This window comes from Amycolatopsis sp. NPDC033938 (assembly GCF_055575975.1).
Map to the genome: position 1 here is coordinate 1 of NZ_JBVIRO010000038.1, position 13,936 is coordinate 13,936.

The 13,936-nt window shown below is 69.0% G+C and carries 14 protein-coding genes and 1 rRNA gene; 8 read left to right on the top strand and 7 right to left on the bottom strand.

From position 1 onward, the window contains the following. Window positions 1–85: ribosomal RNA gene (gene rrf, locus ACZ5ZX_RS41370) — 5S ribosomal RNA — on the top strand; the annotation flags it as partial. Between the two features lie 286 nt (window positions 86–371). On the opposite strand, the gene cobF is transcribed toward rrf, so the two are convergent. Continuing rightward, window positions 372–1,136, bottom strand: a complete 765-nt coding sequence (gene cobF / locus ACZ5ZX_RS41375; protein WP_465507476.1) for a precorrin-6A synthase (deacetylating) — start codon at window positions 1,134–1,136, stop codon at window positions 372–374. A gap of 96 nt (window positions 1,137–1,232) precedes the next feature. On the opposite strand from cobF, the gene ACZ5ZX_RS41380 reads away from it, so the two are divergent. The 3 genes from ACZ5ZX_RS41380 to ACZ5ZX_RS41390 are packed head-to-tail and all read left to right on the top strand — an operon-like array spanning window position 1,233 to window position 3,801. Next, a complete protein-coding gene (locus ACZ5ZX_RS41380; RefSeq protein ID WP_465507477.1) occupies window positions 1,233–1,439 on the top strand; it encodes a heavy-metal-associated domain-containing protein in 207 nt (68 codons plus the stop codon). Continuing rightward, a complete protein-coding gene (locus ACZ5ZX_RS41385; protein ID WP_465507478.1) occupies window positions 1,436–1,597 on the top strand; it encodes a hypothetical protein in 162 nt (53 codons plus the stop codon). Before ACZ5ZX_RS41380 ends, ACZ5ZX_RS41385 begins: the two co-directional genes overlap by 4 nt. A gap of 32 nt (window positions 1,598–1,629) precedes the next feature. Then, the gene (locus tag ACZ5ZX_RS41390) at window positions 1,630–3,801 is read left to right on the top strand and encodes a heavy metal translocating P-type ATPase (protein ID WP_465507487.1); all 2,172 of its coding nucleotides are present in this window, start codon (window positions 1,630–1,632) and stop codon (window positions 3,799–3,801) included. Here ACZ5ZX_RS41390 and ACZ5ZX_RS41395 read toward each other — a convergent pair whose 3' ends face one another. Continuing rightward, window positions 3,802–4,083 (bottom strand): metal-sensitive transcriptional regulator, encoded by a 282-nt coding sequence (locus ACZ5ZX_RS41395; protein ID WP_465507479.1) that lies wholly within the window; start codon window positions 4,081–4,083, stop codon window positions 3,802–3,804. It abuts the gene before it with no gap. A 168-nt stretch (window positions 4,084–4,251) separates the two neighbouring features. On the opposite strand from ACZ5ZX_RS41395, the gene ACZ5ZX_RS41400 reads away from it, so the two are divergent. Beyond that, on the top strand, window positions 4,252–4,614 hold the full coding sequence (locus ACZ5ZX_RS41400; protein WP_465507480.1) for a YciI family protein: 363 nt from the start codon (window positions 4,252–4,254) through the stop codon (window positions 4,612–4,614). On the opposite strand, the gene ACZ5ZX_RS41405 is transcribed toward ACZ5ZX_RS41400, so the two are convergent. Further along, a complete protein-coding gene (locus tag ACZ5ZX_RS41405; RefSeq protein ID WP_465507481.1) occupies window positions 4,611–5,279 on the bottom strand; it encodes a M protein in 669 nt (222 codons plus the stop codon). The two genes, ACZ5ZX_RS41400 and ACZ5ZX_RS41405, sit on opposite strands and share 4 nt — an antisense overlap. Before the next feature lie 313 nt (window positions 5,280–5,592). Between ACZ5ZX_RS41405 and ACZ5ZX_RS41410 the strand changes: the two genes are divergently transcribed. Continuing rightward, window positions 5,593–6,201, top strand: coding sequence for a maleylpyruvate isomerase mycothiol-dependent enzyme family protein (locus tag ACZ5ZX_RS41410; protein WP_465507488.1), 609 nt, complete (start codon window positions 5,593–5,595; stop codon window positions 6,199–6,201). Here the strand turns inward: ACZ5ZX_RS41410 and ACZ5ZX_RS41415 are convergent, their stop codons facing one another. The 4 genes from ACZ5ZX_RS41415 to ACZ5ZX_RS41430 all read right to left on the bottom strand — a co-directional run bounded on the left by ACZ5ZX_RS41415 (window position 6,202) and on the right by ACZ5ZX_RS41430 (window position 9,794). Then, the gene (locus tag ACZ5ZX_RS41415; protein ID WP_465507482.1) at window positions 6,202–7,536 is read right to left on the bottom strand and encodes a copper resistance CopC/CopD family protein; all 1,335 of its coding nucleotides are present in this window, start codon (window positions 7,534–7,536) and stop codon (window positions 6,202–6,204) included. It lies immediately after the preceding gene. After that, window positions 7,533–8,111 carry a hypothetical protein gene (locus ACZ5ZX_RS41420; RefSeq protein ID WP_465507483.1) on the bottom strand — a complete coding sequence of 193 codons (579 nt, stop codon included), beginning with the start codon at window positions 8,109–8,111 and terminating at the stop codon, window positions 7,533–7,535. Before ACZ5ZX_RS41420 ends, ACZ5ZX_RS41415 begins: the two co-directional genes overlap by 4 nt. Window positions 8,112–8,220: 109 nt before the next feature. Next, window positions 8,221–8,907: a winged helix-turn-helix transcriptional regulator gene (locus ACZ5ZX_RS41425; RefSeq protein ID WP_465507484.1), complete on the bottom strand. Its 687-nt coding sequence runs from the start codon at window positions 8,905–8,907 to the stop codon at window positions 8,221–8,223. Window positions 8,908–8,954: 47 nt separating this feature from the next. Next, window positions 8,955–9,794, bottom strand: coding sequence for an AfsR/SARP family transcriptional regulator (locus ACZ5ZX_RS41430; RefSeq protein WP_465507485.1), 840 nt, complete (start codon window positions 9,792–9,794; stop codon window positions 8,955–8,957). 223 nt (window positions 9,795–10,017) lie between these two features. On the opposite strand from ACZ5ZX_RS41430, the gene ACZ5ZX_RS41435 reads away from it, so the two are divergent. Beyond that, complete coding sequence (locus ACZ5ZX_RS41435) at window positions 10,018–12,291, top strand: TOMM precursor leader peptide-binding protein (RefSeq protein ID WP_465507486.1); 2,274 nt, start codon at window positions 10,018–10,020, stop codon at window positions 12,289–12,291. A 41-nt stretch (window positions 12,292–12,332) separates the two neighbouring features. Next, window positions 12,333–13,793: a SagB/ThcOx family dehydrogenase gene (locus tag ACZ5ZX_RS41440; protein WP_465507489.1), complete on the top strand. Its 1,461-nt coding sequence runs from the start codon at window positions 12,333–12,335 to the stop codon at window positions 13,791–13,793. Window positions 13,794–13,936 lie beyond the last annotated feature (143 nt).

Sequence of the window (13,936 nt, forward strand, 5' to 3'; positions counted from 1 at the left end):
TCCCATTCCGAACCCGGAAGCTAAGCCTGACAGCGCCGATGGTACTGCAACCGAAGGGTTGTGGGAGAGTAGGACACCGCCGGACTAACATTAAAGAAGGAAAAGGGACAAGGGTCCAGGACCTGGTCGAGAACTACGAGTTCTCCCAGGACCTGGACCCTTTCCTCATACCCGGACCCCACCACACCCGTGATCAGACGGAGAACACGCGTGATCAGACGGAGAACACGCGTGATCAGACGGAGAACACGCGTGATCAGACGGAGAACACGATGATCTCCAGCCCATCACGCGAGTTCTCCGGCCGATCACACGAGATACCCGGCCGATCACACGAGATACCCGGCTGAGCACGTGAGGTACGGGGTTGGTCAGGAGCTGGTGGGGCGCCGCAGGTGGTAGATGTCCATGATCCAGCCCTTCCGTTCCCGGGCCGCGGAGCGTGTGGAGCGGATTTCCGAAGCGAGAGCGGCGGTGAGCGGGCCGGACAGCAGGAGTTCGTCGGGCGTCCCGAGGTAGGCACCCCAGTAGATCTCCAGTCCCTCGTCCACGAATCGCGAGAACGTGCACTGGGCGTCCAGCATCACGAAGACGTCGTCCACGTCCGCGGGCCAGCCGGCTTCGAGACGGCGGCCGGTCGTGATCTGCACCGGTCGGCCGATCTGGTTCATCGTGGTCCGGTGCCGGGCCGTCAGCGCGGCCACGCTGCTGACCCCCGGGACGACCTCGTACTCGAACTCGACGTTCCCCCGCGCGAGCACCGCGTCCAGCAGCGTCAGCGTCGAGTCGTAGAGCGCCGGGTCACCCCACGCGAGGAACGCTCCCCGTTCGTCGGGGCCCAGTGTGCGGATCATCTCCTCGTAGACGTCGGTGCGCAGCCGGTGCCAGTCCGCGACGGCCTTCCGGTAGTCATCAGGAGTACGGTCGCGTTCGGGGTCCTGCGCCCGCACGACGCGGTAGCCGGGCCGCTCGACGAACCGGTCGAGGATCTCCTGGCGAAGGCCCACCAGGTCCTGCTTCTCCGAACCTTTGTCGAGGACGAAGAAGACGTCGGTCTCGTTCAGCCGCTCGACGGCTTGGACGGTCAGGTGTGCCGGGTCGCCGGCGCCGATGCCGATCGCGGAGATCTTCCTCATCGCCGCAGTGTGCCCGCCCCCATCAGGCACACCCCTACCCCCATGGGGTATAAATGCAGTGATCGCTTCGTTTGTCCTGTAGAGGAGTTCGTACCGATGGCCGAAACCACCTACACCGTCAAGGGCATGTCCTGCGGGCACTGCGCCGCCTCGGTCACCGAGGAGGTCAGCGGGATCGACGGCGTCAGCGCCGTGAACGTGGATGTGGCCGGCGGCAAGGTCACCGTCACCAGCGAGGCGCCGCTCGACGTCCAGGCCGTCGACGCCGCCGTGACCGAGGCCGGTTACCAGCTCGTCTCGTGAGTACCCCCGTCAAGGTGTCGGCGTTCGCCGCGGCTCTGGTCGCGGTGTTCGTCGTCGCCTGGGCGATCGGCTCCGCCGTGGGGCCGCTGGACGAGGCGCCGGTCCCGCCGCCGCCGACCAGTGAGCACGGCGGGCACCATCCGGGAGGCACGCCGTGACGACCCAGCGCGTCGAACTGGCCATCGGCGGGATGACCTGCGCGTCCTGTGCCGCCCGCGTCGAACGCAAGCTGAACAAGGTCGACGGCGTTTCCGCGACGGTCAATTACGCCACCGAGAAGGCGCAGGTCGATTTCCCGGCCGCGGTCTCGGTGGACGACCTTGTCGGTGTCGTCGAGTCCGCGGGTTATACGGCCGAGCCGCCCCACCAGGACGAGGACGCGGAGCAGGCAGACGGGCTTCGGACACGGCTCCTCGTCTCCGCGGCCCTCGCCGTCCCGGTGATCGTGCTGGCGATGGTCCCGGCCTGGCAGTTCACTTACTGGCAGTGGATCTCACTCGCCCTGGCCGCCCCTGTCGTCACCTGGGGCGCGTGGCCGTTCCATCGGCCGGCTTGGACGAACTTCCGCCACGGCGCCGCCACCATGGACACCCTGATCTCACTCGGCGTCGCGGCCGCCACGCTCTGGTCGCTGTACGCGCTGCTGTTCGGCACCGCCGGGACACCCGGCATGCGGCACGGCTTCGAGCTGACCATGGAACGCGGGTCCGGCGCGGGCAACCTCTACCTCGAGGTCGCCGCCGGGGTGACCACGTTCCTCCTGGCCGGGCGCTACTTCGAGGCTCGCTCGAAACGCCGCTCCGGTGCCGCTCTGCGCGCGCTGCTCGAACTCGGGGCGAAGGACGTCGCCGTCCTCGAAGGCGGCGTCGAGCGTCGCGTCCCGATCGGCGAACTCAAGGTCGGGGACGAGTTCGTCGTGCGGCCTGGCGAGAAGATCGCCACCGACGGTCTCGTGATCGACGGCGGATCCGCGGTCGACCTGAGCATGCTGACGGGTGAGGCCGTCCCGGTCGAGGTGACCGTCGGCGACGCCGTCGTCGGCGGCACGGTCGACGTGGGCGGCAGGCTCGTCGTCCGCGCCACCCGGATCGGCGCCGACACCCGGCTCGCACAGATGGCGCGGCTCGTCGAGGACGCGCAGAACGGCAAAGCGCAGGTCCAGCGGCTCGCGGACCGGGTATCGGCGGTCTTCGTCCCGGTGGTGATCGCGCTCGCGGTCGGCACGCTCGGCTTCTGGCTCGGGGCAGGCAGCGGGGCGGACGCCGCCTTCACCGCCGCCGTCGCGGTCCTGATCATCGCCTGCCCGTGCGCGCTGGGCCTGGCCACGCCGACGGCGTTGCTGGTCGGCACCGGCCGCGGCGCGCAACTGGGCATCCTCATCAAGGGTCCGGAGGTGCTCGAATCCACTCGGAAGGTCGACACCGTCGTCCTGGACAAGACCGGCACGGTGACCGCCGGGAAGATGAGTCTCACCGGCGTCCATGGTGCCGAGGAGGGTGCCGAGGAGACCGAGGTCCTCCGGCTCGCCGCGGCGGTCGAGCACGCTTCCGAGCATCCGATCGCCCGCGCGATCGTCGCGGCCGCCGAAGAACGGCTCGGTGACCTGCCGACGGTCGAAGATTTCCGCAACGTCGAGGGCCTGGGTGTCGTCGGCGTGGTCGAGGGCAAGACCGTCCTGGCCGGCCGCACCGCACTTCTCGAACACCACGACAGCACCCTCGGCGAGGAGTTTTCCCTGGCCAAGACGGCCGCCGAGGAACGCGGCGCGACCGCCGTCGTCGTCGCGTGGGACGGTGAGGCGCGAGGTGTGCTCGTCGTGGCCGACACGGTCAAGCCGACGTCCGCGAAGGCCGTCGCGGAACTTCGGGCACTCGGGCTCCGGCCGGTCCTGCTGACCGGGGACAACGCCGGTTCCGCGAAAGCGGTCGCGGCCGAGGTGGGAATCGACGAGGTCATCGCCGAGGTCCTGCCCGCCGACAAGGTCGACGTCGTCAAACGGCTGCAAGCCGAAGGCCGGGTGGTCGCCATGGTCGGCGACGGCGTGAACGACGCGGCCGCGCTCGCGCGGGCCGACCTCGGCCTGTCCATGGGGACCGGGACGGACGCCGCGATCGAGGCCGGGGATCTGACGCTCGTGCGGGGCGACCTGCGCGCCGCCGTCGACGCCATCCGGCTCTCGCGCCGGACGCTCGCCACGATCAAGGGCAACCTGTTCTGGGCGTTCGCCTACAACGTCGCCGCGTTGCCGCTGGCCGCGCTCGGCCTGCTCAACCCCATGATCGCCGGGGCCGCGATGGCGTTCTCCTCGGTCTTCGTGGTCACCAACAGCCTGCGGCTGCGAAGGTTCGCCGGCGGCTCGTGATCAGGATCGGACGAGCCGGGCGATGGCGTCGGAGGCTTCCCGGACCTTGAGGTCGGCCTCGTCGCCGCCCGCGGCGGCGGCCTGGACCACGCAGGTGGCGAGGTGCTCGTCCAGCAGTTCGAGGGAGAACGACTGCAGTGCCTTGGTGGCCGCGGACACCTGCGTGAGGATGTCGATGCAGTACTTGTCCTCTTCGACCATCCGCTGCAAACCGCGGATCTGCCCCTCGATCCGGCGCAGGCGCTTGAGATAGGCCTCTCGCTCGCTGCCGTAGCCCGTCATCTCGCACCCGTTCTCTCGTCGTTCCCCGGCCGTCGCCGATCATACCCTCCCCATGTATCCACCCCGGGACGGCGAAATTCGTGGATGCCAGGATGTCGAGGACGATCCGGCGGCTCCGACTCCTGTGTGAGTGGCCGGGCATCGGCCGGATGACCAGGAGGAACAGCGATGAAGTACATGATCATGATCACGATGAACCCCACCGCGTGGGACGCCCTGCCCGAGGAGGAGCGCAACGAGGTGGTCGCCCGCATCGACCCTTTCATGAAGAAGCTGACCGAGAGCGGCGAACTGCTCGGGACGCAGGCGCTGGCGGAGCCGAAGGAGAGCACCGTGGTCCGGGTGCGTGACGGCGCCCCGGTGGTCACCGACGGTCCGTACGCGGAGTCGAAGGAGTACCTCGCGGGCTTCTACCTGGTCGAATGCGAAAGCAAGGAGCGCGCGATCGAAATCGCCGGTCAGATCCCGGACGCGCACGTCAACGCGATGGAGATCCGGCCGGTGGTCTTTTCCTCTGGCGACCCCGCCTAGGTCGCGGCCGCTTCGGCGCCGGTGCGGGCCTCTGACCTGCTCCGGCGCTGAACGGGCACTTCCGGCTTCGGTTCGTCGGTGATCGTCAACACCGTGCCGGCCTCCGCGAGCAGTTCACGGCAGCCGGTCAGCTGCTTCAGCACGTCGTCGCGCAGGCGGAGGGCCACGTCGGCCTTCTGCCGCGCTTCGGCGACGAGGCGCTCGCCCTCTTCGGCGGCGTCGTCGAGGAGTTTTCGTGCCCGTGCTTGCGCGGCTTCGTCCTGTGCGGCGAGCGTGCGCATGGCTTCGGCCCGGCGCAACGTCATGGCGCGCTCGAAGTCTTCGGTGATCCTCTTCCGCTCCGCCTCGGCCTTGGCGGCTTCCTCAGTGGCGCGCGCTGTGATGTCTTCGGCTTCTTCGCGGGTGAGTTCGAGCATGCGGCGCGAGCGCTCCTGAAGCGCGTCCGGCGCGATCGGCACCCGGCTGATCCGGTCGACGGTCGCTTTCAGTTCACGGTTTTCCTCTTGCGTGGCGGTGAGCTTCGCGGCGAGTGCCTCCCCTCGGCGGATCGCTTCGTCGCGTTCCGCGGCCACTCGTCGTAGTTCGGTTTCCACCTCGCGAACGAATTCCCGGACCTGAGCGCGATTGAAACCACGCCAAGCCAGATCGAAGCCGGGCAGCTCCATTAGTCACCTCCACAGTGGGCGATCCGTCACCGGTGGGCGTTTCCCTTGGTGCACAGGGCCTTTGCCGCACAGGGCTTTCTCTCCTCCAGTGTGCCTGATGCGATCACGACCTGCGCCACGGGTGGGTGATCTCTGCGCCGAACGGTCCGCGCAAGCGGTGAGAAGGGTGCTCCCCGAAGCGGTGGGAGAATGGTCGATCATCGCTTTCCCCGCAGGAGGTGGCCGCGTGACGAGTAGCCGAATTCGGGTCCCTGGCTGGAATACGGCGACCGCGGCCGAAGGGTATCGGCAGGTCAGAGAGAACATCGCGATCTTGCTCACCGACAACGCGGGCGTGGGTGAGCGTGCCGTCCCGGCTTGTCCACAGTGGACGGTGCGCGACCTGCTGGCGCATCTGACGGAAATCTGCGACCGGGTGATCACCCGGTTCGGCGGTGAGCCGTGCCCGGTTCCGGAGACGGCGGCGGTCGCCGCGTTGCTGCGGCTCTGGAGCGAACGCGGACCCGAGGCCGACACCCTTCTCGCCGCGGACGGCGAAGGAAAGAGCCGCGGCGACATCATGGTGATGGACGCCTTCACCCACGAACTCGACCTCCGCTACGCGCTCGGCGCTCCGTCACCCGAGGCGCACCCGGCCTGGCTCCGTTCCTTCGAAGTGCTCGTCGGCGGGCTCGGTGCCTCGCTGACCAGGCATGGCCTGCCCGGATTGCGGATCGAGACCGAGGGCGCGACCTGGATCGCCGGCACCGAACCGGTGGGCGCGGTGCTCTCGGCACCGCCCGCGGATCTGTACCGGTCGCTCGCCGGACGCCGGAGCCCGGCCCAGATCGCCGCTTTGGCCTGGCTGGGCGATCCCGAGCCGTGGCTCCGGGCCTTCACCTGGGGACCGTTCGCGCCGCCCCCCGAAGCTACCGAGCGCTGATCAGGCGGTCGGGGACATCGACGACAGCGCGGCGGCCAGCGCGAGCACCACGGCCACGATCAGCACCTCGGCCCCCACACTGATCCGCAGCCGCCGCAGGTCGGCGGTCACGACGCCGGTGCCGCCGCGGCCGGAGATCCCGCGGCGTACCGCGGTGCGGCTCACGTTCGCGACCAGCAGCAACGCGGCGAATCCGGTGAGCTTCAGCAGGAAGACGACGCCGTACGACGACGTCCAGAGCGCCTCGACCGACGGGACGAGCCGGAAGCCCAGGTACGCGCCGGTGACCACCATGATCACGATCGAAGCGGTCGCGATCGGATGGAACCGCGCCAGCGCCGGCTCGGCCTCCTCCGCCGGATACCTGCCGCGCAGGAGCACGGCCAGCTGGATCAGCCCGCCGACCCAGACGGCCATCGCGCCGAAATGCGCGAGGTCGGCGCTGACCGAGAGGAACATGATCTTGTCGGCCACCGCGTGGCCGGTCGCGGAGAAGCTGAGCAGCACGAGGAACCCGGCCGCGATGCCGAGGTTCTCGTAGCGCGACCGCAGCCGTTCCGGCAGGTCGGCCGCCAGCAGCCGGCGCACGAGCACGGCGAGGGCGACGATCGCGGCCAGGCGCAGGAGCAGCAACTTCCCGTACGCCACCCGCAGCGTGGCCTCGAGCAGAGCCGGGTCGAAGACGGCGTCCACCCCACGCCCCGCGACGTACGGGCCTTGCAGCAGGAACCCGGCCACGGCCGTGACGGCCGAGAGCCCGGCACCGACGGTGATCAGCTTCCGCGCCGCCGGGTCTGACCGGCCGCCCGGACGGCAGACCAGGACGAACACCAGCCCGCCGAGTAACGCGACACCGCCGAACGAGGCCCAGCGGAACGTCGTGAACAGCGTGTCGGTCACCGGATCCGTGCCGGTCGAGGCGGAGACCGCGCCCGCCGAGGTGATCAGGGGGCCGGTGCCGACGACGAACGCGATCGTGCCGCGCACCGGATGCGAGTCGGTCGAGACGAAGGCGTACTCAACGAGGTAGCTGCCTTCGGGGAGGGCGGGCTTCAGCTTGACTGCGACCTGTTCGGCGACGTCACCCGGCTGGAACACCGGTCCGGTGACGACGTTCGTGCCGTGGACGTCGACGACCTTGATCGAGTTCGGCTGGATGCCGATGTTCTCCGAGAGCGTGAGAGAGACCTGTGCGGGCGCCGAGGTGAGCCGGGCGCCGTCGGCGGGGTCGGCGGAGAGGAGCTCGACGTGGGCGGAGGCCGGGGCCGCGGCGAGCACCGCGACCCCGAACCACGCCGTCACGAGGGCGAGGAGTGCGAAGAGCCTCCTGGTCACGACGCCGTGGTCGCCAGCTCACGCCGGCTTTCGGGCGAGCACGTGCAGCCGGTCAGCTCCTGCTCGGCGGCGGAGGCCTTCCGGTGCACGATCATCGCGATGACCATCGGGATGGTGACGATCGTGTTGTAGAACAGGTGCAGTTCCACCCGGGGGATGAACAGCTGGATGATGCTGCTCGGCGCGGTGCCGCCGCCGAGCCGCCAGCCGGTCTGCGCCTGTACCAGCAGGAGCAGATGCTCGATGTGGTGCCAGAACTGCAGGCCGAGCGCCAGATTCCACCACTGCCGCGAACGGCCGGCGAAGCCCTTCCGCAGTGCGAACAACGCGATCAGCATGACGATGGCGTAGCCGTAGTGCAGCCATTCGGAACTGATCAGTTTGGGGAACGGGATGCCGAGCACGCCGCGGGCGTCCGAGGTCTTCCAGCCGAGGGCGTAGATCTGGAACGCCTGCACGAGATGTTCCGCCCAGTGGGCCACGACGATCACCGCGAAGACGGCGAGCGCCGGGCGGTGGTATTTCCCGTTGAGCGACGCCAGCAGGCCTGGACGTGCGGAATCGAGTGCGGCCATGAAGGGCTCCTTGGGAGAAAAGACCGACCGGTGACGGATACCGACGATATCTGCCGCATCGACGGTTTCCGTTACTCTGAATTGCGCAACGACCTGCGGATTAGGCCGTTCAGCGCACGACGATTCCGGTCGACACCTTCGGCGCGGCCGGAATGTGGAACAGTTCGGTGAACAGCTCCAGGTACTCCGGGGCACCATCGACGCGGACCTTGCCCGTCCGCAGCGCGTCGGCGGGGGACAGCTCGCCGCTCAGCAGATCCGTGATGAACGGGCCGAGCGGTTCGATCGTCGCGTCGGCGCCGGGATGCGCGCCGTCCGCGACCTTGAGCGCGCCGTCTTCGATGATCGCGTGCAGGACCATCCCGCCCGGGTAGTGCAGTTCGTAGGTGGCGTGGATGCCCTTGGCCTTCTCGCTCTGGAAGGTCGTGTACAGCGAGAGGATCGCCGAGTCCAGGGTGAAGACGTCCTCGGGATCGGGCCGCCCGAGCGAACGCGCTCCCCAGAGGCCGAGGTCCAGCACGATCTGGTCGAGTTCGCCGCCGTACTCGGTCAGTTCGTAGACCACCGCGGCGTCGAGCTGCGGGAGCAGCCGTCGGCGGAGCACCCCGGACTGCTCGAGTTCGTTGAGCCGGGCGGACAGGGTGCTCGCCGGGATCTTGGGCAGGCCCGCCTGCAGTTCGGTGAACCGCTTCGGGCCGAGGACGAGGTCACGGACGATCAGCAGCGACCAGCGTTCGCCGATGATCTCCAGCGCGCGGGCGAGACCGCAGAACTGTCCATAGGTACGACCGCTCATCCGCCGATCCTCACTTTCGTTCCGTTTCGGGAGTGGGTTTCCGCCGTTCACGCGGGTTCACCCTCGGAAAGCAGGCCGTGCTGCAGGACCTGCAGTTCGTCGCAGGGTTCGACGCCGAGTTCATTGTTGAGCCTCGCCCGCACCTGGCGGTAGGTCGCGAGGGCGTCGGATCGCCGTCCGCTGCGGCCGAGCACGCGGATCAGCTGCCCGTGCAGGGCTTCGTCGAGCGGGTTCGCGCTCACCAGCGAGCGTAGTTCGCCGATCAGCTCGTGTCGCATCCCGGCCGCGATATCCGCCTCGATGCGGAGGTGCAGGGTGCTGCGCCGCTGTTCGACGAGGTCGACCGCGTACGCCGACAGGACCGGTCCACAGTGGACGTTCGCGAGCGGAGGCCCGGACCACAGGTCGAGTGCCGACCGGAAGGCCTTCGCCGCTTCGGTGTGCTCACCGCGCAGCTGCAGCTCCCGGCCCTTCTTCTGCAGTGCCTGGAACTCGAAGACGTCCACCTGCTCCGGGGCGATCCGGAACACGTAACCCGGCGGTTTCGTCGCCAGCATGGCCTCGCCGTACGGAGCGAGGTCGTTCTCGTCGATGCAGCGGCGCAGCTGGTAGATGTAGGTGTGCATGGTGGTGCGGACGCTGCGCGGTGGGTCGTTGGCCCACAGTTCCTGCACGATCGTGTCGATGTGCACGATCTTCCCCGGGCTCATCACCAGCATGGCGAGCACCTGCAGCAGCTTCGGCGTCGTCGGCGCGTAGTCGATCCCGTCCCGCACCAGTTCGAGCGGGCCGAGCAGGGTGAAGCGGACGGGGCTTGCGGACAGGTCCGGATTCGGGTGGGATGCCGAGCCGTGGGGCGTGTCCGATACTTCTGATCCGGCGTACATCGCAAGCGCCCTCCAGCTCGATACGCGTCGTGTCCCGATTTTCGGAGTACGTCGACAGTGACAGAGCGGCGGGTCACCGGGCCAGTGAGCCGTCCACCAGGTCTCGCGTGCGTGCGTCCTGGGAAAACATGGGTTTTTCATACCGGAGGTGTGAATCGAGCACTGGCCGCTACCCGGCCCCGCCCACCAGGATTCGGGTATCGGACAGACCCTGGGGGTTCTCATGCGCGAGGCATCTTCCACACCGGGCACGATCAGCGGCGGTCTGGGGTTCAAACGTCACCTGCGTGCGGAGATCAGCGAGGGCAACGGTGCCTATCTGTTCTCGGAACAGGGCGTCATCGCGATGCGCGGCGCGCAGGTCGCCTCGGTGGCGGCGCTGCTCGACGGCACCCGTGACCTCGACGGACTCCTCTCCGCCTGCCCGGAGGGGATGAACGCCGAACAGGTCACCGGCGTACTGGCCCGGCTGGTCGAGGCGGGCCTGGTCACCGTCCACGTCCCGGAGGAGGTCAGCGGCGACGAGCGCGCGCTCGCGTACTGGGACGCGTGCGGGCTCGACGCGTCCGCGGTGGCCGGGCGGCAGAAGCCGGCGACGGCGAGCCTGACCACGATCGGCCGCGGCGTCGACACCTCCCAGGTGGAGAGCGCGCTCGAGGCGAGTGGGATCGAGGTGGTCACGACGGCCTCCGAACTGGCCATCGTGCTGTGCGACGACTACCTCGACCCGAGGCTGGCCGAGATCGACGCGGAGCACCGCCGCACCGGCAGGCCGTGGCTGCTGGCCCGGCCGTCGGGTTCGCAGGTGTGGATCGGCCCGATCATGCAGCCGGGCCGCTCGGGTTGCTGGCACTGCCTGACCAACCGGCTGTGGGGGCACCGGCACGCGGAGGCCTGTGTGCAGGAGGTCCTCGGGCACGACGGCCCGGCGTCGTTCCCGATGCCGGCCGTGCCGCCGCTGACCGCGGCCGCGTCACACCTGATCTCCCTCGAAGCGTCCAAATGGCTTGCCGGACACCGTTATCCGGGGCAACAGGCGGTGTGGATCCTGGACACCCTCGATCTGCAAGGGCGGTTGCACGAGCTGCGGCGGCGTCCGCAGTGCCCGGAATGCGGTGACGAAGGGATCGTCGCGGCGCGGACGGCCGAACCGGTCGTGCTGCGCGAGGCGAAGAAGGCGACCTCGGGCGGTGGCGGGCACCGGACGCTCACCCCGGTCGAGGTGCTCGACCGCTACGGCCACGTGGTCAGCCCGGTCACCGGCATCATCAAGGAGATCGCCCGCGACCCGAGGGCGCCGGCGTTCGTGAACGCCTACCGGTCCGGGCTCAACGTCGCCCGCCGCGTGCGCGGTGAGGCGGGACTGCAGGCCGGGCTGCGCGGGGACAACGGCGGTAAGGGCGCGAGCCCGCTCGACGCCGAGGTCGGCGCGCTGTGCGAAGCGATCGAACGGTTCTCGGCGAACTACCAGGGCGACGAACTGCGGATCCGCGACACCTTCCGCGCGCTCGGCGAGGACGCCGTCCACCCGAACTCGTGCATGCTCTTCGACGAGCGTCAGTACGACACCCGCGACGACTGGAACACCAAGCACGCGATCTTCCAGCACGTACCCGAACGGTTCGACGACGAGTCCGCCGTCGACTGGACGCCGACGTGGTCGCTGTCCCAGCAGCGCCGGAAGCTGATGCCGACGGCGTACCTCTACTACGGTGTGCCGCCGGAATGCGGGATCGGCGGGATGCGCGCCGACTCCAACGGCTGCGCGGCGGGCAGCAGTATCGAGGACGCGATCCTGCAGGGACTGCTCGAACTCGTCGAACGTGACGCCGTCGCGATGTGGTGGTACAACAGGCTTCCCGTGCCCGGCGTCGACATCACCTCGTTCGACGACCCGTGGGCGGAGGAGATGGTCGGCCAGTACGCGCGGGCAGGCCGGGAACTGTGGGTCCTCGATTTGACCGCGGATCTCGGTGTGCCGGTGATGGTCGCGCTGTCCAGGAGTATCGCCGGGCCGCGCGAGAACGTCATGATGGGTTTCGGCGCCCACCTGGATCCCAGGACCGCGCTGCGGAGGGCGGTCAGCGAGCTCAACCAAATGATCCCGGCGGTGCTCGCGAACGACGTCGAACTCGACGATCCCGACGCGGCGAAGTGGCTCCGGCACGCTACGGTCGCGAACCAGCCGTATCTGCTGCCGGCGCCCGGCCGGTCGGCGAAACGGGCCGCGGACTTCAAGTTCGTCCGGCGGCCGGACGTGCGGGACGACGTGGAATCGCTGGTACGCAAGCTCGCCGCGCTGGGGATGGAGACGCTGGTGCTCGATCAGACCAGGCCCGACATCGACCTTCCCGTGGTCCGGGTCGTCGTTCCGGGGTTGCGGCCCTTCTGGAGCCGCTTCGCCCCGGGACGGCTTTTCGACGTGCCGGTGCGGCTGGGCAGGATCGCCGAACCGACCCCGTACGACAGATTGAATCCCTTCCCCATGTTCTTGTAATCCGGCTGGAGCAACAGTTGAGGACAGATCCCCCCGGCGGTGTGGCCGAAACGATCCCCTTGTGGTCGCTCACTGACGACAGCCTTGTCGAGATCGGTGAGGACGGCTCCCTGGTGGTCGTCACCCGGTGGGGGGAGTTCGACTTCGACCACCCCGGGCCGCTGGTCCGGGAGTCGTTGCGGCGGATGGCCTTGGGGCCGGTCTCGCTGGCGAACGTGACGTCCTCGTGGGAGCCGGTCGAGCGGGAGCCCGACCTCGAAGGCGAGCTGAGCTGGACGGCCGAGGGCGCCGACGCGCTGCGGCAGGTACTCAAGGAACTCGGCGGTTCCGTGGTGCACTCGCTGGGGCTCGCCGACGGCCGGGGCCCGCTGCTGTCGGTGATCCCGGTCGCGCTGGCGCCGGTGTTCGGCACGGAGGAGATCCCGCCCTCGCGCCCGATCCGGTTGTCCCGCTTCTGTTCCCTGCGCTCCGACGCCTCCGGGATGGGGCTGGAGTCGCCGTCCGCGCGCTACCGGGTCGTGCTGTACCAGCCGTGGGCGGTGCACGTCGCGGCGACGCTGGCGACGGCGAAGTCGGTGGGGGAGATCGTGTCCACGACGGGGATCGAAACCGGGGTGGTCGGCGCGATCGTGTCCTATCTGGTCGCCGCGGGTGTGGTCCAGCTCGCCGGGGAGCACGGCCGGTTCGCCGAGGACGACGATCCCGAACTGAGCCTGTGGTCCCCGGACGAGCTGTCGTTCCACACCACGAGCCGGACCTGGAGACCAGGGGGCCCGGCCGAGCTGCCGGGGCTCGGGAATCCGCCGGTGGTCAAGGCCGCCACGGGCGAGGGGCCGGTCTACGCCCTCTACCGGCCGGATCTGGCCGCCCGCGCGGAGACCGATCCGACGCTGACCACGTTGCTGGAGCACGATCACACCTGCCCCGAGTTCACCGAGAGCGTGCTGTCGGCCGAACAGATCGGCGAATTGCTGTTCCGTGGCGCGCGGATCAGGTCGATCGGGCCCGCGCATCTCCCTAATGGACACGGCGCCGGTGTGCCTGTCCACGACGCCTCGCAGCGGCCGTACTTCAGCGTGGCCTGTCTGTACGAACTCGAGCTGTACGTTTCGGTGAACCGTTGCTCGGGGCTGGATCGCGGGATCTATCACTACGATCCGCTCGACCACCGGCTCACCCTGGTCAACGACGACGAGGCCGACCTCGACGCGATGCTCGACATGGCGATGATCGCCGGTGGCAACCATCGGCGGCCCTCGGCGCTGATCTCGGTGACCGCGCGGATGCCGCGAATGGCGTCGGTGCTCGGCGGTGGCGCGTACGCCACCACCCTGGCGCATGTCGGAGCGCTGCAGCAGACGCTCTACCTCGTCGCCCGCGCGATGGGGCTGGCCGCGCACGCCGTCCCGGTCGACGCCGGCGACCGCGTCGACCGCGCCCTCAAACTCGACTGGCCCGCCGAGGTGGGCGTCGGAGAGTGCGTACTCGACTTCCCCGCTTGAGGCGCGCGGGTGAGGCGTCGGTCGGGGTGGTCGTGAGTGGCGATTCGTGTTCTAAGAGCCTGTTCCTAAACCTGTGGTGTGTCGTGTTGGCATAAGGGTGGGCTCCTGGTAGCGAGGGAGGTGCTGAAGCCAAACCCTCAAAC

Bases quoted from the DNA above. Each gene is read 5' to 3' on its own strand.
- cobF (WP_465507476.1), bottom strand. From the start codon at position 1,136: ATGAGGAAGATCTCCGCGATCGGCATCGGCGCCGGCGACCCGGCACAC.
- ACZ5ZX_RS41430 (WP_465507485.1), bottom strand. From the start codon at position 9,794: ATGTACGCCGGATCAGAAGTATCGGACACGCCCCACGGCTCGGCATCC.
- ACZ5ZX_RS41420 (WP_465507483.1), bottom strand. From the start codon at position 8,111: ATGGCCGCACTCGATTCCGCACGTCCAGGCCTGCTGGCGTCGCTCAAC.
- ACZ5ZX_RS41425 (WP_465507484.1), bottom strand. From the start codon at position 8,907: ATGAGCGGTCGTACCTATGGACAGTTCTGCGGTCTCGCCCGCGCGCTG.
- ACZ5ZX_RS41390 (WP_465507487.1), top strand. From the start codon at position 1,630: ATGACCTGCGCGTCCTGTGCCGCCCGCGTCGAACGCAAGCTGAACAAG.
- ACZ5ZX_RS41405 (WP_465507481.1), bottom strand. From the start codon at position 5,279: ATGGAGCTGCCCGGCTTCGATCTGGCTTGGCGTGGTTTCAATCGCGCT.
- ACZ5ZX_RS41435 (WP_465507486.1), top strand. From the start codon at position 10,018: ATGCGCGAGGCATCTTCCACACCGGGCACGATCAGCGGCGGTCTGGGG.
- ACZ5ZX_RS41400 (WP_465507480.1), top strand. From the start codon at position 4,252: ATGAAGTACATGATCATGATCACGATGAACCCCACCGCGTGGGACGCC.
- ACZ5ZX_RS41395 (WP_465507479.1), bottom strand. From the start codon at position 4,083: ATGACGGGCTACGGCAGCGAGCGAGAGGCCTATCTCAAGCGCCTGCGC.
- ACZ5ZX_RS41380 (WP_465507477.1), top strand. From the start codon at position 1,233: ATGGCCGAAACCACCTACACCGTCAAGGGCATGTCCTGCGGGCACTGC.